Origin of the sequence: Psychrobacter sp. T6-4 (assembly GCF_052258425.1) — a bacterium.
In the GTDB taxonomy this organism is placed as follows: Bacteria; Pseudomonadota; Gammaproteobacteria; order Pseudomonadales; family Moraxellaceae; genus Psychrobacter.
Window position 1 is genome coordinate 43,747 of sequence record NZ_JBQQEZ010000014.1, and the last position, 20,660, is coordinate 64,406.

18 protein-coding genes are annotated in these 20,660 nt (G+C 45.1%); 11 read left to right on the plus strand and 7 right to left on the minus strand.

Annotation, left to right across the window (positions count from 1 at the left end; translation table 11 throughout):
* The first annotated feature begins 60 nt into the window (after positions 1 to 60).
* Together pstB and phoU are read left to right on the plus strand one after the other, a co-directional pair.
* Complete coding sequence (gene pstB, locus ACTXGE_RS10525; protein WP_443543298.1) at positions 61 to 969, plus strand: phosphate ABC transporter ATP-binding protein PstB; 909 nt, start codon at positions 61 to 63, stop codon at positions 967 to 969.
* A 78-nt stretch (positions 970 to 1,047) separates the two neighbouring features.
* Positions 1,048 to 1,770, plus strand: coding sequence for a phosphate signaling complex protein PhoU (gene phoU, locus ACTXGE_RS10530; RefSeq protein ID WP_435949725.1), 723 nt, complete (start codon positions 1,048 to 1,050; stop codon positions 1,768 to 1,770).
* Between the two features lie 146 nt (positions 1,771 to 1,916).
* Here phoU and ACTXGE_RS10535 read toward each other — a convergent pair whose 3' ends face one another.
* The 4 genes from ACTXGE_RS10535 to fadB form a co-directional block, all read right to left on the minus strand.
* Entirely contained in the window at positions 1,917 to 2,528 is a 612-nt protein-coding gene (locus ACTXGE_RS10535; protein WP_443543296.1) for an HD domain-containing protein, read from the minus strand.
* Between the two features lie 41 nt (positions 2,529 to 2,569).
* Positions 2,570 to 3,145, minus strand: a complete 576-nt coding sequence (locus tag ACTXGE_RS10540) for an isochorismatase family protein (protein WP_317200548.1) — start codon at positions 3,143 to 3,145, stop codon at positions 2,570 to 2,572.
* Between the two features lie 233 nt (positions 3,146 to 3,378).
* Positions 3,379 to 4,551, minus strand: coding sequence for an acetyl-CoA C-acyltransferase FadA (gene fadA / locus ACTXGE_RS10545; RefSeq protein ID WP_443543293.1), 1,173 nt, complete (start codon positions 4,549 to 4,551; stop codon positions 3,379 to 3,381).
* Between the two features lie 100 nt (positions 4,552 to 4,651).
* On the minus strand, positions 4,652 to 6,811 hold the full coding sequence (gene fadB / locus ACTXGE_RS10550; RefSeq protein ID WP_443543291.1) for a fatty acid oxidation complex subunit alpha FadB: 2,160 nt from the start codon (positions 6,809 to 6,811) through the stop codon (positions 4,652 to 4,654).
* Positions 6,812 to 7,458: 647 nt separating this feature from the next.
* Here fadB and ACTXGE_RS10555 point away from each other — a divergent pair.
* The 4 genes from ACTXGE_RS10555 to ACTXGE_RS10570 all read left to right on the plus strand — a co-directional run bounded on the left by ACTXGE_RS10555 (position 7,459) and on the right by ACTXGE_RS10570 (position 11,345).
* On the plus strand, positions 7,459 to 8,520 hold the full coding sequence (locus tag ACTXGE_RS10555; protein WP_443543289.1) for a polyprenyl synthetase family protein: 1,062 nt from the start codon (positions 7,459 to 7,461) through the stop codon (positions 8,518 to 8,520).
* A gap of 43 nt (positions 8,521 to 8,563) precedes the next feature.
* Entirely contained in the window at positions 8,564 to 9,382 is an 819-nt protein-coding gene (locus ACTXGE_RS10560) for a DUF72 domain-containing protein (RefSeq protein ID WP_443543287.1), read from the plus strand.
* Positions 9,383 to 9,563: 181 nt separating this feature from the next.
* On the plus strand, positions 9,564 to 10,712 hold the full coding sequence (locus ACTXGE_RS10565) for a metal-dependent hydrolase (protein WP_443543285.1): 1,149 nt from the start codon (positions 9,564 to 9,566) through the stop codon (positions 10,710 to 10,712).
* A gap of 225 nt (positions 10,713 to 10,937) precedes the next feature.
* Positions 10,938 to 11,345 carry a GFA family protein gene (locus ACTXGE_RS10570; protein ID WP_443543284.1) on the plus strand — a complete coding sequence of 136 codons (408 nt, stop codon included), beginning with the start codon at positions 10,938 to 10,940 and terminating at the stop codon, positions 11,343 to 11,345.
* Between the two features lie 339 nt (positions 11,346 to 11,684).
* Here the strand turns inward: ACTXGE_RS10570 and ACTXGE_RS10575 are convergent, their stop codons facing one another.
* On the minus strand, positions 11,685 to 12,320 hold the full coding sequence (locus ACTXGE_RS10575) for a superoxide dismutase (protein WP_443543282.1): 636 nt from the start codon (positions 12,318 to 12,320) through the stop codon (positions 11,685 to 11,687).
* A gap of 345 nt (positions 12,321 to 12,665) precedes the next feature.
* On the opposite strand from ACTXGE_RS10575, the gene rdgB reads away from it, so the two are divergent.
* The 5 genes from rdgB to ACTXGE_RS10600 all read left to right on the plus strand — a co-directional run bounded on the left by rdgB (position 12,666) and on the right by ACTXGE_RS10600 (position 18,484).
* A complete protein-coding gene (rdgB, locus tag ACTXGE_RS10580) occupies positions 12,666 to 13,316 on the plus strand; it encodes an RdgB/HAM1 family non-canonical purine NTP pyrophosphatase (RefSeq protein WP_443543280.1) in 651 nt (216 codons plus the stop codon).
* Positions 13,317 to 13,607: 291 nt separating this feature from the next.
* Positions 13,608 to 14,951: a trigger factor gene (gene tig, locus ACTXGE_RS10585; RefSeq protein ID WP_443543279.1), complete on the plus strand. Its 1,344-nt coding sequence runs from the start codon at positions 13,608 to 13,610 to the stop codon at positions 14,949 to 14,951.
* A 236-nt stretch (positions 14,952 to 15,187) separates the two neighbouring features.
* Positions 15,188 to 15,874 carry an ATP-dependent Clp endopeptidase proteolytic subunit ClpP gene (clpP, locus tag ACTXGE_RS10590; RefSeq protein WP_435949733.1) on the plus strand — a complete coding sequence of 229 codons (687 nt, stop codon included), beginning with the start codon at positions 15,188 to 15,190 and terminating at the stop codon, positions 15,872 to 15,874.
* Positions 15,875 to 15,946: 72 nt separating this feature from the next.
* Positions 15,947 to 17,221, plus strand: coding sequence for an ATP-dependent protease ATP-binding subunit ClpX (gene clpX, locus ACTXGE_RS10595; protein WP_443543276.1), 1,275 nt, complete (start codon positions 15,947 to 15,949; stop codon positions 17,219 to 17,221).
* 258 nt (positions 17,222 to 17,479) lie between these two features.
* Complete coding sequence (locus tag ACTXGE_RS10600) at positions 17,480 to 18,484, plus strand: SDR family NAD(P)-dependent oxidoreductase (protein WP_443543274.1); 1,005 nt, start codon at positions 17,480 to 17,482, stop codon at positions 18,482 to 18,484.
* 102 nt (positions 18,485 to 18,586) lie between these two features.
* Here the strand turns inward: ACTXGE_RS10600 and ACTXGE_RS10605 are convergent, their stop codons facing one another.
* On the minus strand, positions 18,587 to 19,678 hold the full coding sequence (locus tag ACTXGE_RS10605; RefSeq protein ID WP_317200536.1) for a PTS transporter subunit IIC: 1,092 nt from the start codon (positions 19,676 to 19,678) through the stop codon (positions 18,587 to 18,589).
* A gap of 90 nt (positions 19,679 to 19,768) precedes the next feature.
* On the minus strand, positions 19,769 to 20,572 hold the full coding sequence (locus ACTXGE_RS10610; RefSeq protein WP_443543272.1) for an SPOR domain-containing protein: 804 nt from the start codon (positions 20,570 to 20,572) through the stop codon (positions 19,769 to 19,771).
* Between the last annotated feature and the right edge of the window lie 88 nt (positions 20,573 to 20,660).

Here is a 20,660-nt window from a genome sequence, read left to right on the forward strand (position 1 = left end):
GGCGCATTAAAACCTATAGCAACCTTCATTTGATCAAACAAAAAATAGAGAGGTGACACGATGACTGATGTATTGGAAAGAAAAAAAGTGCAGCAAACAGAGACTATCAGCACACGCAATCTGCTAACGCCGTCGATGACCAAAGGTCAACAGCAGCAGCCAGATAAAGCAAGCTTCACGCAGCAAACGATAGCAGATATGCCTGATAACATGCCAGCGGCCAAAATAGCTATTCGTGATTTAAGCTTTTATTATGGTGAATTTCAAGCATTAAAAAATATCAATATCGACATTCCAGAAAAAAAGGTCACAGCGTTCATTGGCCCCTCAGGCTGCGGCAAATCAACGTTACTACGCACCTTTAATCGTATGTATGACTTATATCCAAATATGCATGCAGAGGGTCAAATTAGTCTTGATGGCAAAAATATCTTAGATAAAGATTTGGACGTTAATCTATTGCGGGCGCGCGTCGGGATGGTGTTTCAAAAACCAACTCCCTTCCCTATGTCCATTTATGATAACGTCGCTTTTGGCGTGCGTCTGTATGAGAAGCTGAGCAAGTCAGAGATGAATGAGCGCGTTGAATGGGCACTAAAAAAGGCGGCGCTATGGACGGAGGTTAAAGACAAGCTCAAAGCCTCAGGATTATCGCTGTCGGGTGGTCAGCAGCAACGGCTTTGTATTGCACGTGGGGTCGCCACCAAGCCTGAAGTCCTGCTATTAGATGAGCCAACCTCCGCGCTCGATCCTATCTCGACAGGGGCTATCGAAGAGCTGATTACTGATTTAAAAAACGACTATACCATCGCTATCGTCACCCATAACATGCAACAAGCGGCGCGTGTTTCAGATTATACTGCCTATATGTATCTAGGTGATATGGTAGAGATGGGTGCGACGGATCAGATATTTACCACTCCTGCGCAAAAAGCGACCGAGGACTATATTACTGGTCGTTATGGTTAAATTAATCGTTACTGCTAGCAAAGCTAGTTTTTGCTCGTACCTCCATTGTCGACAATCTATATGACTCAGAGAGCCATTATGCCAATCACTGAAAAACATCTATCCAAAAGCTTTGATAATGAATTACATGACGTGGTCGATTTGTTTATGCAGATGGGACATCTGGCTGCCGAGCAAGTCACCATAGCTACGCGAGCGTTAATAGAAGCGGATGAGCCAGTAGCGAAAAAAGTCATCGCTGATGATCAGCGCATCAATCAGTTAGAGATTACGATAGATGAGCAAATCCTACTCTTGGTTGCCAAGCGCCAACCAGCAGCCAATGACTTACGTCTGGTCATGGCGCTTAGTAAAGGCGTGGTCGATCTAGAACGGGTGGGCGATGAGGCTAGCAAGATTGCGCGCATGGCGTGTCAATTGATCGAAAACGGCGCTTCACCTAGAGGCTATTTGGAGGTGCAACATCTCTCCAATCAGGTGCGCCTTATGCTACTTGATGCTTTGGGTGCCTTTACACAGATGAATCCTCAGCAAGCGTTTTCGGTATTACAAAGCGATGATGCGGTCAATGAAGAATATCAATCAGCCACTCGCGCCTTGATGACTTATATCATGGAGGACAGCCGTCATGTGTCCAAGGTCATCAATATATTATGGGTACTGCGAGCGCTAGAGCGCGTGGGTGATCATGCGCGCAATATCGCTGAATTAGTGATATTTTGTACCAGCGGCAAAGACGTGCGCCATGCTGATTTTGTACAAGTACAACAGATCGTGCAACAAACTACAACTAAGCTTTGATGCTAGCTGCTAGCCATCTAAGTCCGTCAATAGCACTAAAATAGAGCCAAGCTAATAGCGAAAGTGTTTATGAATAGGATAAGCAAAAAGGATATTTTCCTCCCTCGTGCCGCGTCCGATATTATGAAGATGATATCTATCTTGGTTTATCGATTAATCAGCCAGCCTTGCTCAGTTGCATAATCAATTTGTTTGGATAGCCAGTCGTGAATCATCGGGAAGCTATTTTCAATAAATGCATGAGCATTAGCAACCTGCGAACGACTGACACCAAGCTCAAGCCAAGTTTGGCCCTCAGTATTTAGATTGAGTAAAAACGGCAATAGCCGATCGACCACCTTGAGAAGCTGAGCCTCTTTGCTACTGCCCGTTTCTTGCGCCTCCCACACCTCACTTAAATTGGCGATACCATTGCCAGGCTCGCTTTGCAAACGCGCAATACCAGTACGCTCATCGATGTGCGCCTGACTACGAGTGTCAGCGTACAAAAAAGTATCGCCCGCATCAATCTCGCCCAAATCATGTACCAGTGCCATTTTGAGTAGCTGCTCATGATTAACAGCTAACTCAAACGTCTCTGCAATTGACCAACACGCTATGGCTAAATGCCAAGAGTGCTCAGCTGAGTTTTCGCGGCGCGTCGTACCTGTCACGTAACTGCGGCGGTCGACTCGTTTTAGGGCATCTAATTCTAATAAAAACTCTGTTATCTCATCGACAGTAGAAGTTGAGGCAAGTGTTGGTGTTGCTAATGACATAAGTATTCTCAAGCTTTTAGCGATGAATTTAGGTAAAGCCTCTACTTAATTAAATTGCTAATGGTTTTAAACGCCGGATCTTGACTACTACGGCACAGCTCAAACAAAATAGTCTCAACGGTAGTAATTACTCCACCAGCACGGCGAATACGGCGAATAGCTTGTTTTTTATCATAAGGATAGCGCGAACCGACGGCGTCCCCGATGATGACCGGCTGCATACCGTTATCGAGCAGATCAAGCGCCGTCTGTAGGACGCAAACATGAGCTTCGACGCCAAACAGTAAGACAATACTACGATTTTGCTGCGCAAGATGATGCCAAGAATCATCGTTATCACAAGCACTAAAGGTGACCTTTTCAAAGCCCTTAGCATTACTGCCTTCTAATACTTCTTTAACTTCAGGTAGCGTCTCACCCAGTCCTTTTTTATATTGCTCATTGAGCATGATCGGAATGTTTAATGCTTGTAAGCCTTTAATTAAAGTTACCGTCTTTTTGACGATGTTTTCATGATCATAGATGTGCGGCGTTAGACGCTCTTGTACATCGATAATCATAGCCTGCGTATTTTCGCGAGCGATACGATAAGTGCGATCGGTAATCATAGTGGACATAGTACACTCCTTGTACGGCGGTAGCAGTGCGCGACCAGCCAAGCGGTTTTTGAGCTATTTTAAATAATAATTATGCGTCCTCTTATTTAGTCATATTTTGTTGATAGGGTCAATGATGATAATCGCGATTAACAACTTGTCACTCACGCCTGTATATAAAAAAGCTCAATAAAAAAACCCCTAGCCAGAAGGACTAGGGGTTCTTAATAGACTATTATAACTGACTTAAAAGCTTACACACGCTCAATGATAGTAGAGATACCTTGACCTAGACCGATACACATGGTCGCAAGACCGACTTCGGTATCCATCTGCTCCATTGCGTTGAGTAGTGTAACGGTGATACGCGCACCTGAACAACCTAGCGGATGACCAAGAGCAATCGCACCACCATTGACGTTGATGATGTCTTGCTTATCTAGCAAGTTAAGGTTTTTTATTACTGATAAACCTTGCGCAGCAAAAGCTTCGTTGAGCTCGATAGTCTGCATATCATTGATCTCTAAACCAGCGCGCTTTAGTGCTTTTTGGGTGGCAGGTACAGGGCCATAGCCCATGATCGCCGCGTCACAACCCGCGATTGCCATACTACGGATACGCGCACGTGGCTTGAGACCTAAGTCTTTGGCCTTTTGCGCGCTCATGACGAGCATCGCTGAAGCACCATCAGAGAGTGCTGATGAGGTTGCTGCTGTGACCGTACCCCCTTTAGGATCAAAGGCGGGACGCAGTTTTTGCATTTGCTCTATGGTGGCGTCTGGACGAATCACTTCATCGACCGTGCATAATTGCAAGCGACCTTGCTCATCATGGCCTTCAATACCGATGATTTCATTGTCAAAACGCCCTTCAGTCGTCGCTTCCCAAGCGCGGCGATGCGACTCAAGACCAAAGGCGTCTTGCTGCTCGCGGCTAATGCCATTCATACGACCTAACATCTCAGCAGTCAAACCCATCATGTTTGAGGCTTTTGCATAATGCTTAGAGGCCGCTGGGTTTAGATCGATGCCATGCATCATACCGACGTGACCCATGTGCTCAACGCCGCCAATGATGAAGGTATCACCTTGACCCGTCATAATTTGCGCCGCTGCTGTATGCAAAGCTTGCATTGATGAGCCGCATAAACGGTTGACCGTCTGACCACCAGTGGTCTTTGGAATACCAGCGAGCAGACCAATATTACGACCAATATTCATGCCTTGTTCTAGGGTTTGGTTGACACAGCCCCAGATAATGTCTTCGACGTCATTGGTATCGAAGTCATTGCGCTCTACTAAAGCACGAACCAGCTCAGCTGAAATCGTATCAGCGCGAACGTGGCGAAACATACCGTTTTTGGTTCTACCCATGGCTGAACGCACGCCGTCTACGATGACCACGTCATTTGGACTTAAAGTTGTCATACTACTTTCCTTTTTAATGTTGTGAGTGGCCGTAAGGATCTATTTTTTATAAATGAACAGACTTACGGCACTTATCCTAATACGTTATCTCAAATAGAGACTATGCAGTAGCGTAAAACGTTTCGCCTGCAGCGGCCATATCGCGAATCTTTTGCGGGGCTTCATAAGCTTTGCCAAGGTGCGCGTATTTTTCACATAGTGCCAAGTAGTTATCTAGACCCATCTGGTCGATATAACGGCAAGGGCCACCGCGAAATGGCGGGAAACCAACGCCCATAATCATCGCCATATCGGCCTCTGATGGCGTGCTTACGATATTGTCTTCTAAGCAGCGTACCGTCTCGTTACAAAAAGCAAGCATAGTACGGTCAATGATGGTTTGATCATCAAACTCTTGTTTGTCGCTATCAGTCGTAGTTTTTAGAAGCTCATAAGTGGCATCATCAGCGCTCTTTTTCGGCTTGCCGCGCTTGTCCATCTCGTATTTATAAAAGCCAACGCCGTTCTTTTGACCCAAGCGTTTGTTCTCATAAAGATGCTCGATAGCGCCTTTATAATCAGGCTTCATGCGATCAGGAAACCCTTCTGCCATAACCTCTGCGCCGTGGACACCTGTGTCCAAACCAACGACGTCGATTAAGTAGGCCGGACCCATTGGCCAGCCGAATTTTTCCATGACTTTATCCACATGGACAAAGTCCGCGCCTTGCTTAAGTAGTAAGTCAAACGCACCGAAATATGGGAATAGCACACGGTTAACCAAGAAGCCTGGGCAATCATTGACCACAACTGGCACTTTACCCATTTTTGTCGCCAAGGCAACGGTCGTTGAAATCGCTTCTTCAGAGGACTTTTCGCCGCGAATAACTTCTACGAGCGGCATGCGATTTACTGGATTGAAAAAATGCATACCAACGAAGTTTTCTGGACGATCCAGTGCTTCTGCTAAGTAAGTAATAGAGATGGTTGAGGTGTTAGAGGCGATAATCGCGTCTTCTTTAACTAAGCCTTCGACCTCTTTTAGTACTGAGCGCTTGATTTTAGGGTTTTCGACGACGGCTTCGATAACGATATCAGTATCACCAAAATCACCGTAGTTTAGCGTAGGACGGATACGGCTAAGCGTTTCACCCATTTTGGCTGGAGTCATCTTTTTGCGTTCGACCATTTTGCCAAGTAGTTTGCTGGCCTCACCCATGCCCAAATCTAATTGCTCAGATTTGATATCTTTCATGATGATTGGCAAACCCTTGCTCGCCGCTTGATAAGCAATACCGCCGCCCATAATACCTGCGCCTAATACGGCAGCCTCAGAGATATCGTGTGCCAGCTTGCTGTGCTTTTTGGCAAGTTTTTTGACCAATTGATCACTTAAGAATAGACCGACTAAGCTCTCAGCTTGCGGAGTTTTCGCCGCTTTTGCAAAGTAAGTGGCTTCGACCTCAATGGCTTCGTCGCGTGGCAAGTTCACATGCTTTTCAATCGCTTCGATAGCAAGTGCTGGCGCAGGATACTGCTTAGGATTAGCTTTGGCAAAGATCATTGCTTTAGCGCTATTAAACGCCATCGCTTGCTCAAGTTGATTGAGCTTAACAGGGTTTAGCTTCTCTTCACGCTTGGCTTGCCAATCAATCTCACCTGAGATGCATTTTTTGACCAAGTCAGTGGCCGCATCTTGCAAGTCATCAGCGATAACGACCGCGTCAACGAGACCAAGTTTTAAGGCGTCAACTGGTTTTTTGGGGCTACCCGTTGCAATTAATTCTAGTGCATTATCGATACCGATGACGCGCGTACTACGCACGGTACCACCGAATCCTGGGAAAATACCTAGCTGAGTTTCTGGTAGACCGATGATGGCTTTTTCGCTCATGACGCGGTATTCACAAACCAGTGTCATCTCACAACCGCCACCAAGTGCGGCGCCATTGATAGCAGCAACTTTTGGGAAAGGCAGATCTTCAAAACGGTTGAAATCACCGTTGATTTTGATGCCCCAAGCTTTGATATCTTCTTCTGGGTTTTTGAATGAAGCGACGAACTCTGTGATATCAGCGCCTGCGATAAACACGCCTTTGCTTGAAGTGACAATCAAACCTTTAACATTGTCTGAATTCTCAAGCGCAGTGATTGCTTCGCCAAATTGTTTGTTGGTCTCGGTATCGAACTTATTAACGCTCTCACCTTCAGCGTTGAATTGCATATTAGCAATGCCGTCCTCAGTCATGCTGACCGTGATGCGATTTCCTTGGTATACCATTTGAAACTCCTTGCTACGTTTAAAGCGGTGTGATGAAAGTCACCTAATAAACACGGTAATAGTCATCCGCGACTTATTGGTGATTAGAGTAATAATACAGCCATAAAACCCACTTATACTTATAAATGGGATATTTGGCGTACAACGTGATTATCTTTTATTATTTAACGCACAAAAATTTAGAGCAGCTGTTGCTGTTGATTAGCTTGTATCGCTAACGTGTGCCCTCGGCGGTCTTGTATCGTCAATTAGTGCTCTTGACTGGCTTGTACCGTCAATTAGTGTAGGGGATTGTGCCCCTAACTGTCACAAGCTAAAACCGCACTCGTAAGTCACTCTTAAATAAGACGAGCCGTTTACTTAATCAGCGATATCCTTTATGTGAATACTTGTACACTGAAATTAATTTAATAATACTCGTAATGTGCTTGGCTCTTACCAACAGGCGACCCCTTATCAGAACACATTTACATGACAATTTAAATCGATAATACGTAACCAAAGTTAGCTCTCGCGCGTACCTTATAAAGCGAAATACAATATCCAAAATCTGACGTTATCAAAGCGCTTATACTTGCCCTTATATCTATCATGTTACACTAGCAGCGACAGCTTTTTATCTCTCTATTTAGTGGTTGAATTTACCTATGTCCTCTATACCATCCTTAGTACCTCAATTTGTTCCCTTTAGTAATTTTGATGATTTTCATAACGCGGTGCGCGCGCATTTGGCGCAAGATATTGATACCTTATTTGCCTATGCTAAGCTGCCAAGTCCGCTTAATGACGCTTGTCGCTATGTCATGACAGGTCAGGGAAAGCTTGTGCGCCCACTGTTGGTCGCTAGTAGTTTTGCCAATATTTATGAGGGCGGCACAAAGGATGATGAGAATGTAGTCGGCGCTGATTTGATAAATATTGATTCGATGGATGGCGGTTTGGCAAGCGATGACTCAAAAAACAGCGGCTTAGAAAATATCCTAGATTATGACTCGCGCTATGATATGTGTAGGCGGGCTGCGCTAGCAGTTGAGCTGTTGCATACTTACTCCTTAGTACATGATGATTTGCCTTGTATGGATGATGACGAGCTGCGCCGTGGTCAGCCCACCGCTCATATTGTCTTTGATGAAGCCACCGCACTATTAGCAGGTGATGTACTCCAGACCTTAGCCTTTGAAGTGCTTACTGCTGAGATGCCAACCTTTGCACCCTTTGATGCGACGCTTGCCAGCATGATATCAGCAGTATTTGCTCCGCGCGCGCGGCGTATGGTGTCAGGACAAATGCTTGATCTCAATGCCGAAGCCCGCGCTAGTATCACCCAAAGTGAGTTAGAAGCCATTCACCGTGACAAGACAGGTGCGCTGATAGAAGCCGCTATGCTCATGGGTGGTATCTGTGCCGGTGCGACCGCGCAAGAGCGTATGGCACTACAAGACTGCGCGCAGCACATTGGGCTGGCCTTTCAAGTGCAAGATGATATTTTGGATGTGACTGGCAATACTAATGATTTGGGCAAACCTGCTGGCAGCGATGAAAAACTAGACAAATCCACCTACGTCAAACTCATGGGCGTAGACGCTGCCAAAGACTACGCGCAATCGCTCTTCGATAACGGGCGCAGCGCTATTACTCGTGAGCTAATAGACGATAACAGCAACGCCCTGTTAGCCCTTATAGAATGGTTGTGGGCTAGAAAAAAATAGCCTTATAAATGTCAAAAAACTAAATCATCGAAGAGTGGTTAACATGGACAAGCGCTCTACTCCTACCATTTATCTTGGCACTGGCGGCTATAGCGATACGGACTTGCTAGGCACACTTTATCCTCAAGGCACCAAAAAGACTGACTTTTTGCGGGAGTACGCCAAGCAATACGGCGCGGTGGAGATTAACAGCACCTTTTATGCGCCTATCGGGCAAAAGGCTTTTGCGGGCATGGTCAATAAAGCTTATGTGCAAGCAGATAGTGAGCTTAAATTTGCAGTCAAATTGCATCAAGACTTCACTCATGCTAGACGCGGCACAGTGGAACATGCTGGGGCTTTTCTCACCGCCTTAACGCCACTCATTGAAGCCGATTGCTTAGCGCCATTATTATTGCAATTCCCGCATGGCTTTGATCGTACGCGCGAGCATAGGCTGTATCTTGCCAATCTCGTCATCTGGTTTGGCGGGTATCCGCTAGCGGTCGAGTTTCGTCATAATGGCTGGCACACCCCGCAAGTGGTCGATAGCTTTACAGAGCAAGGTCTCATTTGGTGTAGCGTCGACTACCCTAAGGTCAATGGTCTACCGCCTTCGCGATTGATATTTACCCAGCGCACTGGCTATCTGCGGATGCACGGCAATAATACGGGCTGGTGGGATGCGATGAGTGCGAGCGACCGTCATGATTATCGCTACACTGAGGCGGAAATGCAGGACTGGGCACAAGCGATCGCCAATCAGCGCCAGCATTTCGATACGTTATATATCTTCTTTCAAAACACCGTCAATGCGCATGCTTATTATAATATTGCGATGCTACGAGAAGCGCTGGGTAAGTTTGGGTTTGAAGTATTGTAGGATTATAAACATAAGCTCTTTGTAGGCTGTGGCTTTAGCCCAGCAAACCACTATGCAAATTCATATTATCCGAAAACAAAAATTGATTTTAAAAAATAACTATAGATGAAAAACTAATTTTTAAATACTTACAACCCACAAACCTATTCCTAAAATCTTCTGAAAGAGCCAGTCAAAACCAATGGATTCACTCAGTCAAATCGTCCTAGGTGCGAGCGTCCAAGGCGCACTCCTCGGTAAATACCAAGGTCGCAAAGCCTATCTATACGGTGCAATGCTCGGCACGCTACCAGATTTGGACGTACTTATTCGCTACGGTGATCCCATTAGCAACATGACCTACCATCGCGGTTTTAGTCATTCGCTCATTGTCCTAACTGCTGTCGGATTAATCGGCTCATGGTTGATTACTCGCTATCATCAATGGCACGGTATACCTCTGCCCTACTCGGGTAAACGCTTAGCTGCTGCCATGACTTTAGCACTGACGACCCATCCGATCTTAGACAGCTTTACCGTTTATGGCACACAACTACTGTGGCCATTGCAAGAGTCGTTAGCGCTGACCCCTTTTAGCATTGCCTCCATTTTTATTATCGATCCGCTTTATACTTTGCCGCTGCTTATCGCCATGATTATTGGAATCATAAAGGGGCGTAATCTTGGTATTTTTAAAAAAGGTTTACTCGCAAATTGTCAGCGTTTTGCGCTGTGGATGCTCGTTGTCAGTAGTAGCTATTTATTATTATCGCTAGGTCTAAAATATTATGCTCAAGACAAAGCTCAGCAAACGCTAGCAGCGGCTAAAATAGATAATATCACTCGCATCAAAACCATGCCTATGCTGCCAACGATTCTGATGTTTCGATCCGTCGCTGAAGATGAGCAAAATAGATTGATTGAAATACGCGGTAGTGTCCTAGATAGCCGTTTACCTGAGTATCGTTATCTGACGCAATATGATAATTCTCAGAATCTACAAGCAAACTTGCCAGCGTCTAGCCAGCATTATGCCAATCGGCTTGATTGGTTCTCTGGAGATTGGACAGGTTATCGAACACAAATGCCTATCGATAAAGCCGAAGAGCAAAGCACGCAATTAGTCGTTGATGATCTACGCATGATGGCTGGCGACACGGCTTTCTTTAGTTTTGTGTTAGCGAGTAAGGATAAGCAGGATGCAAAGTGGAAAGCTATGATGCCGATAGACGCGCCTATTGTTAGAGACAAAAACGAGCCAGAAGTATCGCGACTTGAACTCGTAAAGCAAGGGTTTGAAAGAGTGTTTGATGAATCGGTTGTTGATGAGGATTGGGTTTTGGTTGATTGAGGCTGAAGCTGAGGCTGAATTAAGTTAAATTATCGCAATCTCGCGTAGGGTGCGTTCCACACACCATTTAAGAACCAGATTTTGAAGTTAAAAGCATTGTTTTTGAATAATTTTGAAGTAGCAAAATTGACATAGATGATTGTATTCAATCTATCTTTTAATACTGATGCGTTGGTGCGCGGGGCGCACCCTACAAAAACTGATTGATGAAGGAAAGAGAATATTATGAATAAAGAGTATAAAGGATCTTGCTTATGTGAAGGTATCCAATTTTCTGTGACGGGTTTTAGCAATCAAGCTGCAAACTGTCATTGCTCAATGTGCCGTAAATTTCATGGCGCAGCATTTGGCACTTTAGTGAGTGTCCAAGGATTAAAATGGCTGTCAGGAGAATCATTACTTAAAGAATTTGTCGCTGCAAATGGCACGACTCGCAGCTTCTGTAGTCAGTGTGGCTCAAGCTTGGGCTTTCGTGTTAAAGGTGCTTCACTAGAACAGATAGAATTAGCCATCGCCTTGTTTGATGATGATATTCCAGTAACCATTGATGCTCAAATATATACTGACTATAAAGCTAATTGGTGTGAGTTAGATAAAGACTTAGCTTTCTTTGGTGAGGGTCGATTCGCTTAAGCCACTCTTAATTTTAGATAAAGTATATTTCACTAGAACTAGGAAGCGTCGCGTAGGGTGCGCCCCGCGCACCATTTAAGAACCAAATCTTGGAGTTAAAAGTATTATTTTTTAAATAAGTTGGAAGTAGTAAAATTGCCGTAGATAATTACCTTCAATCTATTTTTTAATGCTTATGCGTTGGTGTGCGGGGCGCACCCTACAAAAATTTTGAGATTTGAATTAACTTTCAATGGTGGGTTACGCTGCGCTAACCATACCCTACAACTATCTAAAAAACTAAACCAAAAAAAGGACACCAAACGGCGTCCTCTTTTTTATCAATCAAGTACTTAAGTCCTATGAGCGACCTTCGTTACCTGCTTCTTGACCTTTATATTTTGCGTTGGCGTAGTCCCAGTTTACTAGCTTGTCTAAGAACGTATCGACATAATCAGGACGACGGTTACGATAATCGATATAGTATGCATGCTCCCACACATCACAAGTCAATACCGCGATTTTGTCATGCGCTAAGGGGTTATCAGCATCGCTTGTTTTCATGATTGACAGCTTACCACCGACTTTATCAGTGACTAGCCACGCCCAACCTGAACCGAACTGTGAGGTTGCTGCGTTTTTGAACTCTTCACGGAACTTATCATAGCTACCGAAATCTTCTTCGATTTTACCTTTTAGATCACCAGTAGGTTCGCCGCCGCCGTTGTCAGGCGTCATGCAGTTCCAGTAAAACGTATGGTTCCACACTTGTGCGGCTTGGTTAAACATCGTCTGCTTGCTATCATCTTTGGCAGTGCCTTCGATGATTTCTGGCAATGTTTTGTCTTCATAACCAGAACCTGGTAGCAAATCTTTTAACTTATTAACATAAGCGGCATGATGCTTGTCATGATGATACTCTAGCGTCTCTGCGCTGATATGTGGCTCTAGTGCGTCTTTTGCATACGGTAGGTCTGGTAGGGTAATATTTGACATAATTATTTTATCCTTGCTATTTCTAGCCGCTCATATATAAAGCTGATTAACGCCGTATATAAAGAGGAGAGGCTAAATTGGCTGAGTTTATTGTAATGAATTTTCGCTCAAAATTATAAATTTAGAAAATGCTTTTATGTACTAAACAAAGCACTCTAAACATAATGTAATCAAAACCAGAGGATTTAAGCGTTGTACTTAAATCAGCAGTTATAAGCTAACATTCACTGTAGCTTGGCGGCTAGTATAACAACTGCTAGCGCGAATATCCGTTACCGATTGTTATAGACTCCAGTTTGTAGCCCAACTTATTAACTTATAAACAGAATATGGACGACTGCCTTTATGCCAAACTTAAGCTTGCCGCACCACTCAACGGCTCATACTCAAGACAAGTGGATTCTCGCTAGTAATAACAAAGGCAAATTGGCTGAATTTAATAGGCTATTTGCCGCAGCGAATTTAGATATCACTATTGTTCCGCAGAGCGATTTGGGTATTGAAGATGCGATTGAGGATGGACTGAGTTTTATAGAGAACGCCATTATAAAAGCGCGTCATGCCAGCCGTATTAGTGGCCTGCCTGCCATTGCTGATGATTCAGGACTATGCGTGCCGGTGCTCGGCAACGCGCCAGGTATTCACTCTGCGCGCTTTGCAGGCGAGCATGGTAATGATGCCAAAAACAACGCCAAGCTCATTACCGATTTGCAGCCTATACGGGCGCAAAGTCCAGATACGGCTATAAAAGCTCAGTTCGTTTGCGTATTAGCACTCGTGCGTCACGCGGATGATCCATTGCCAATTATCGCGCAGGGAGTGTGGCGAGGTGAGATACTGGAAGCACCACTCGGCGAGGGCGGTTTCGGTTATGATCCGCTGTTTTGGCTACCCAAGTTGCAAGCGAGTGCAGCAAGTTTGGACGCGGCTACCAAGAATCAAATCAGCCATCGTGGTCAAGCTATCCGTCAGCTATTAACGCAATTACCCTCGTAATAAGCTCAGTATAAGCTCAGTTTGACTCTAAAAACAGATAACTTTTACTTTAATTAGCAGATAGATTATACTGTTCTACTTTTAAATTTTGTTTAAAGACGCTGTTGGTGCTGGTAATAGAGCAAAAGGTTTTATTATACAGCCAATCAGCGGGTAATAAGCGTTATCTGATAGTGATACCCATTTGGTAACTGCTATCCCCTATTATTTTTGATTTCAACGGCAATCAGGGCTATCGATTTTTGAGGCGTGATTGTCCACTCTTATTTTAATCCTAAAGGTGTAATGAACATGTCTACAGATTTACAAGTCACAACCAACAAGCTGTCTAATAAAGAAACGCAGCTCACGGTCAAAGTCCCGGTCGAAAAGATTCAAAACAAAGTCGAAGGCCGTATCCGTCAAGTGGCAAAAACTGCCAAGATTGATGGTTTTCGTAAAGGTAACGTGCCGATGTCGCACATCCGCTCACAGTATGGCGCGGGCATTCAGCAAGAAGTTATCAACGATGTCATCCGTGATACTGTCTTTGAAGCGATCAAATCTGAAGACATCCGCGCCGTTGGCATGCCAAATATCGATGATGTCAAACTAGAAGATGATTTTTTAGTGTACCAAGCCACTGTTGAGATCTTCCCAGAAGTTGACGTGCAAGGTATCGATGAGATCGAAGTGGAGCGTCATACCGCAAGCGTCGCTGACGCAGACGTCGATACGATGATTGAAAACTTACAAAAGCAGCGCCAGGAGTTCGTTGAGAAAAAAGGCAAAGCGGCAAAAGACAATCAAGTGACCTTTGACTTTGAAGGCTCAATCGATGGCGAAAAATTCGAAGGCGGCTCAAGCGAGGACTTCAAACTGGTTATCGGTAGTGGTCAGATGATCCCAGGTTTTGAAGAGGGTATCAAAGGCATGAAAGCTGGGGAGGAAAAAGTCATCGACGTAACTTTCCCAGAAGATTACCAAGCTGAAAACTTAGCTGGCAAAGAAGCTCAGTTCAAAATCAATGTAAAACTGGTCGAAAAATCTAAGCTTCCTGAGATTGATGATGCGTTCCTTGAGCTATTTGGCGTGACCGAGGGCGGCGTAGATAAGTTAAAAGATGACGTCCGCAAAAACATGGAACGCGAAATCAAGAACGCCGCGCGTAGCCAAGTTAAACAAGCTACTTTTGATGCCCTGTTAGAAAAGAACGAGTTTGATGTACCAAGCGCTATGCTAGAGCAAGAGATTGATCGTCAGCGCAACATGATGATGCAGCGCTTCTCTCAGCAGTTCGGCGCGAATGCTGATAGCTTCGATAAAGATATGCTGCCAAATGAGCTGTTTGAAGAGCAAGCACTACGTGCAGCGCGCTTAGGTATCATCGTCGCTCGCGTCATCGATACTAAAGGTATCGAAGTCGATCAAGACCGCGTTGAGACCTTTATTAAAGAAGCGGCTGAAAACTACGAAGATCCAAACGAGGTCATTGAATACTACACCAATGATAAGCAGCAACGCGCGAACATCGAGTCTGTCGTTCTAGAAGACCAAGTGGTTGATTACTTAATTGAGCAAGGTCAAGTCACTGACAAAGAAGTCAGCTACCAAGACTTGCTAGCGGCCCAGCAACAGCAGCAGCAAGCAATGTAATTGAGCAGTTTGTTATAAATGCTTGAAGTAATAAAAATGCCCTGACACTTGCTGTTAGGGCATTTTTATTAACGATCTTGTCGTCTGTGCCCTTGATAACTGAGCATACGCGCCCTATTAATAGGGAACCATTTTACTTTTTCACAGGATTACTCCACTATTATGAATATAAAAAAGTTATGATACTTTCATTCATCGTAGTGCTCATGTTTTTAGACTTATAAATAGGATCTTTTATGACAGATTATGATCGCATCACTGCCAACCCCCATTTTGATATGCTGATGAGTGCTCACAACGAAGCGAAGCACATCCAAAGCAGCCCTCAAGCCGCTCTCGTCCCTATGGTCGTTGAGCAATCAGCGCGCGGCGAACGCTCGTTTGATATCTTCTCACGTCTATTGCGTGAGCGTGTTATCTTTTTGACCGGTCAAGTTGAAGATCACATGGCCAACCTAATCGTGGCGCAGCTTTTATTCTTAGAAGCTGAAAACCCTGACAAAGATATCCATCTGTATATTAACTCGCCAGGCGGTTCGGTAAGTGCAGGCCTTGCTATCTTTGATACTATGAACTTTATTAAGCCTGAGGTGTCGACCATCTGTATGGGCGGCGCTTATAGCATGGGTTCATTCTTACTCGCGGCGGGCGAACGCGGCAAGCGTTATGCGCTAGCTAACTCTCGCGTTATGATTCACCAGCCCTCAGGCGGCGCGCAAGGTCAGGCGACTGATATCGAGATTAATGCGCGTGAAATCCTAAAAACTCGCGACCGTCTCAACCAGATTTTGGCAGAGCGTACCGGTCAACCGGTCGAGAAAATCGAAAAAGACGTCGAGCGTGATTACTGGTTAGACGCAAAAGAAGCCAAAGAGTACGGTTTGGTTGACGAAGTATTAGAGCGCCGCCCTGACTCATTATAAAGACTGACGCTTTTTTTACTTATCAAAAGCCTAGTTACGCAATACAAGACTAAATTTTAGGAGCGCCTGTATATGGCAGATGACAAAACCCCGCACTGCTCGTTTTGCGGTAAAGCCAAAAGTGATGTCAAGCAGCTGATTGCCGCTGACGATGCCAATATCTGTAATGAATGTATTGAGCTGTGCACCGACCTGATCGCCGATAGTGATGTCGAAACTGACGATGATAGCGAGATTGATACCTCGTGGGTCAATAAAAAACTACCGACGCCAAAAGAGCTACGCGCCAAGCTCGATGAATACGTTATCGGACAAGACGCTGCCAAAAAAGCGCTATCTGTAGCAGTTTATAATCACTATAAGCGTCTCAAAGTGAGCCAAACTTTAGCACGCGATAGTAAAAAAGCTAAGATCGGCGCTGATGATGCGATGGTCGAGTTGGCTAAGAGTAATATCTTACTGATTGGTCCCACAGGCTCTGGTAAGACATTGCTCGCGCAAACCTTGGCTCGTCTGCTTGATGTGCCCTTTGCGATGGCAGATGCCACGACATTGACCGAAGCCGGTTATGTTGGTGAAGATGTTGAAAACATCGTACAAAAGTTATTACAAGCCTCAGACTATGACGTAGGTAAAGCCGAACAAGGTATCATCTATATCGATGAGATCGACAAGATTAGTAAAAAAGGCGATAACCCGTCTATCACCCGTGATGTGTCAGGTGAGGGCGTGCAACAAGCTCTGCTTAAACTTATCGAAGGTACGGTTGCTGCTATCCCGCCGCACGGTGGTCGTAAGCATCCACAGCAAGAGCTGATCCAAGTCGATACTAGCAATATCCTTATCATCGTTGGTGGCGCGTTTGCAGGTCTCGATAAAGTCATTCAGCAGCGTACTGAAAAAGGCGGTATCGGTTTTAACGCCGATGTCAGCTCAAAAGATGACAGCGCGCGCAGCTCAGATTTGCTACAACAAGTTGAGCCTGAGGATCTGATTAAGTTTGGTCTAATTCCAGAATTGATTGGTCGTCTGCCGGTACTCGCGGCGCTAAAAGAGCTGGATGAAGAAGCACTGGTACAGATCTTAACTGAGCCTAAGAACGCTCTAGTTAAGCAGTATAAGTATCTATTCGATATGGAAGGCGCTGACATTAGCTTTACCAATGAAGCGCTTGACGCTATCGCCAAAAAAGCCATGGAGCGTAAAACAGGTGCTCGTGGTCTGCGCTCTATCGTTGAGAATGCTCTGCTTGAGACTATGTATGAGCTGCCGTCGATGAAAAATGCCAAGACGGTTATGGTAGATGAAGAAGTGATTAACGAAGGTAAAATACCTAAAATTGCTTAACTGGTTATTATACTTGTAGATGTCGTTATTAGTATTAACAAGCGCTTAGCACTAGCTAGGCGCTTTTTTATTGCGCGCTGTTTTTGTTTTACTTGGCATAATGACATTTATAAAATGACAGTGGCGTTTATCAATCCTTGTCAGCCCTAATCGTAAACTATGCTAATCTACAATCACCACTTTTGTTCTATTATTTATTAAAGTCGTATACGATTGTCATTTATCACACAAAGGTTATTACACAAAGGATTGTTCATCATGCTTAACAACGTTACCGCTGTGGCAAGCTCGCTGCGTCAGCAACTGCCCTTTTCATCCCATCAAGATCAAGATATTGACTCTTATTATCGCGATCATGTCGCTGCTATCACGGGTGCCGGCTCCGGTATGGGCCGCGAGCTGGCGCTTCATTTAGCGCAGATGGGCTGTCATCTGGCATTATCAGACATCAATGCCGAGCAACTGGCGCAAACCAAGGATCTACTGGTTGGTTATGATATAAAAGTCACAACTACGATGCTGGATGTCTCAGATAACAAGGCGGTTGAAGCTTGGGCGGATGAGGTCATGAGCGATCATGGTAAGGTAAATTTTATCTTTAACAATGCAGGAGTAGCACTGTACTCAACGGTTGAAGGCAGTAGTATTAGTGAGCTTGAGTGGGTCATGGATATCAACTTTTGGGGCGTCGTCTATGGTACTAAGGCGTTTTTACCTTTGATAAAAAACAGCGTCAAAGCTAGCGCGATTGACAGTAATAGCATTCAAAACAAAAGCTCACGACAATTCAAAGAGCATGGCCATATTATTAACATCTCAAGCCTGTTTGGCTTAACTGCGCAGCCTTCACAATCTGCTTATAACGCCAGCAAATTTGCGGTGCGCGGTTTTACTGAGAGCTTGCGTCAAGAGTTAGATATTCAGCAAAGCGGCGTGTCAGCGACTTGTATTCATCCAGGTGGTATCAAGACCAATATTGCTAATAGTGCGCGCGGTAACGACAGTATTATTGATATCGGTCTTAGCAATGATGCTATCAAAAAGTTCAATAAATTTTTAAAGTTTGATGCCAGCCAAGCGGCTTGGATTATTTTGCAGGCAGCGGCAACCAATCAGCCGCGCTGCTTAATCGGTAACGATGCCAAAGTGATAGACGCGCTACAACGGGTATTCCCTGCGCGTTATAGTCAAGTGTTAAATGATGTCAATAAATTATCGCGTAGATTAAAAGGTAAAAGACCTGCCAAAACGCACCAAGCTTAAAATTTTTGGATAAAAACCTTTTAGGTATGAATTTTTATACAAAAACCCCAGCCATCAAATATGGCTGGGGTTTTATTTTTGAGTACTTCTAGACTTATACAATTAAGGCAGTTTCATATCACCAGCAACCAGCCAGCCCATACGGCGCATTCCATAAGCGACGAGTCCTGCGATAACAGCAGGCAACACAAACATCAATAGGATAATAGCCGTCCACATCTGACTTGTGCTCATAATTTCTTTTGAGGCTTCAATTACCCCAAACACACCGACCAATCCAGCTGTACCCATACCCGCCCCTGTCGCTGTACAAGCCAGCTCAAAGACGACCGTTGCGATAGGGCCAACGATAGCGCTAGCGATAACGGCAGGCAATAAGATTAAAGGCTTTTTGAGGACATTAGGGATCTGTAGCATACTCGTACCCAAACCTTGTGAGATAACACCGCTAAACCCATTGTCCTTAAAGCTGGCGACCGCAAAGCCAATCATATGTGCCGCGCAGCCAACGACCGCCGCCCCGCCTGCTAAACCGCCCAGTCCAATGGCAATACAAATCGCTGCACTAGATGTCGGCAGTGTCAGTAAGATACCGACGACGACTGCTATCACAATTCCCATCAGTAGCGGCTGCAGCTCTGTCGCCGCTTGAATGCCCTGCCCGATAGCATTGACCGCTGCGACAACAGGCGGATTAAGTAGCGCACAGACCGCGAGGGCAACTGCGCATACAAGTAACGGCACTAATAAAATATCTAGCTTGGTCTTGCCTGCAATCCAGGTGCCGGCGCGGTAAGCGAAGACGGAAGCCAGATAAGCGCCTATTGGATTGCCAGGCAGGGCGATAAAAGTAGCAGGCCCGCCAACTTGCGGGGTAAATAAAGTTCCTGCCATTAGCGCTTCAGAATGCGCGCCTAGCATACCAGCGACTAGGCAGCTCAGCATAACCAGTGTCGGTGCTTTAAGGTAGTAAGCGATTCCAACACCAATACCTGCACCCATTAAAATAGAGGCCAATTTGCCGACAGCCACTAGCGAGGGTAAGTTAAGCCAGCCACCAATCTGCGAGATAATCAATCCTGCTATAAGGGTCACAAATAGCCCAAGCGCCATACCGGTAAAAGCATCGATAAAGTACTTTTGAAAAAAAGCTTTGATAGCGCTAGGAGGCGCAGCTAAAGGTGATGATGTCATAGTTATACTCATACTCTTAAGAAAGAAATAAGTCAAAAAAAGAAGCTAAAAAAAGCGCCCTATTGACGCTTTTAAAAGAACTGCTGTAGTTCAGCGGCGCTGCTCGACGATGATAGAGTCGATACCGTTATTTTGTAGGCGCTGCTGAGCGCTTGCAACCGCTTGTCTGTTATTCATAGGTCGTGAGATGACTTGATAGATAGGCAAGTCGTTACCTGTGGTATTTTTGACCACTCTAGCATCCACGCCTGCCATCAACACCTGCGCGCGGCGGCGATCGGCCTCGTCCGCATTACCAAAGCTGTTGATCTGCAAAATATAAGTAGCTGCAGGCGCCGCTCTTTGTACACTTGCCGTCCCTGTCTCAGTTGCTCTATTAGAGGTCGTATTATTAGCAGGGGGCGACCCATCGTAAGTCGTATTTTCTTCAACGATAACGATATCATTGTCGCTATTAGCAGCATTGCTATTGCCGCGAGCAGGCTCTATCGTTGTACTCTCAGCGATACCGAAATTGCCTGTGTCTGCAGGGTTTTCAGATTGAGTATCGGGCTGGTTGACTACGACGTCCGGCTCAAAGTCATTAATATTGCCAATCTGATCGTCAAACTCGCCCAAGTCCTCGTCCGGTATAGTCGCCATCTCTTGATTGGGCAAGATGTCATAGAACTCGTAGTCGCTATTGTCGGTATCGGTATCCACACGCGGCTGTACCTGCCGATCAGGATCGGATTCTGCGCCGCTACCTGCGGGGCTAAAATCAAACAAAGGCGATAAGTACAAAAACACCCCGATCATCAGCGTTAGTATTGCGCCAACGAGCATCCACAATAAGCCTGATACGCTACTTGATTTGCGCTTTTGGGTGGCGCCTCTTGGTTTTTTGGCGAGCATGGATCTTTCTCCTGAGCGATTTTCTAACAAAGAGCCTTTAACATCAGGGCATTATATCAACAAGTACAAGCGCACTTGCTGAATTATT

Coding starts and splice junctions, on each gene's coding strand:
- pstB (WP_443543298.1), top strand. CDS start 61: ATGACTGATGTATTGGAAAGAAAAAAAGTGCAGCAAACAGAGACTATC.
- phoU (WP_435949725.1), top strand. CDS start 1,048: ATGCCAATCACTGAAAAACATCTATCCAAAAGCTTTGATAATGAATTA.
- ACTXGE_RS10535 (WP_443543296.1), bottom strand. CDS start 2,528: ATGTCATTAGCAACACCAACACTTGCCTCAACTTCTACTGTCGATGAG.
- ACTXGE_RS10540 (WP_317200548.1), bottom strand. CDS start 3,145: ATGTCCACTATGATTACCGATCGCACTTATCGTATCGCTCGCGAAAAT.
- fadA (WP_443543293.1), bottom strand. CDS start 4,551: ATGACAACTTTAAGTCCAAATGACGTGGTCATCGTAGACGGCGTGCGT.
- fadB (WP_443543291.1), bottom strand. CDS start 6,811: ATGGTATACCAAGGAAATCGCATCACGGTCAGCATGACTGAGGACGGC.
- ACTXGE_RS10555 (WP_443543289.1), top strand. CDS start 7,459: ATGTCCTCTATACCATCCTTAGTACCTCAATTTGTTCCCTTTAGTAAT.
- ACTXGE_RS10560 (WP_443543287.1), top strand. CDS start 8,564: ATGGACAAGCGCTCTACTCCTACCATTTATCTTGGCACTGGCGGCTAT.
- ACTXGE_RS10565 (WP_443543285.1), top strand. CDS start 9,564: ATGGATTCACTCAGTCAAATCGTCCTAGGTGCGAGCGTCCAAGGCGCA.
- ACTXGE_RS10570 (WP_443543284.1), top strand. CDS start 10,938: ATGAATAAAGAGTATAAAGGATCTTGCTTATGTGAAGGTATCCAATTT.
- ACTXGE_RS10575 (WP_443543282.1), bottom strand. CDS start 12,320: ATGTCAAATATTACCCTACCAGACCTACCGTATGCAAAAGACGCACTA.
- rdgB (WP_443543280.1), top strand. CDS start 12,666: ATGCCAAACTTAAGCTTGCCGCACCACTCAACGGCTCATACTCAAGAC.
- tig (WP_443543279.1), top strand. CDS start 13,608: ATGTCTACAGATTTACAAGTCACAACCAACAAGCTGTCTAATAAAGAA.
- clpP (WP_435949733.1), top strand. CDS start 15,188: ATGACAGATTATGATCGCATCACTGCCAACCCCCATTTTGATATGCTG.
- clpX (WP_443543276.1), top strand. CDS start 15,947: ATGGCAGATGACAAAACCCCGCACTGCTCGTTTTGCGGTAAAGCCAAA.
- ACTXGE_RS10600 (WP_443543274.1), top strand. CDS start 17,480: ATGCTTAACAACGTTACCGCTGTGGCAAGCTCGCTGCGTCAGCAACTG.
- ACTXGE_RS10605 (WP_317200536.1), bottom strand. CDS start 19,678: ATGACATCATCACCTTTAGCTGCGCCTCCTAGCGCTATCAAAGCTTTT.
- ACTXGE_RS10610 (WP_443543272.1), bottom strand. CDS start 20,572: ATGCTCGCCAAAAAACCAAGAGGCGCCACCCAAAAGCGCAAATCAAGT.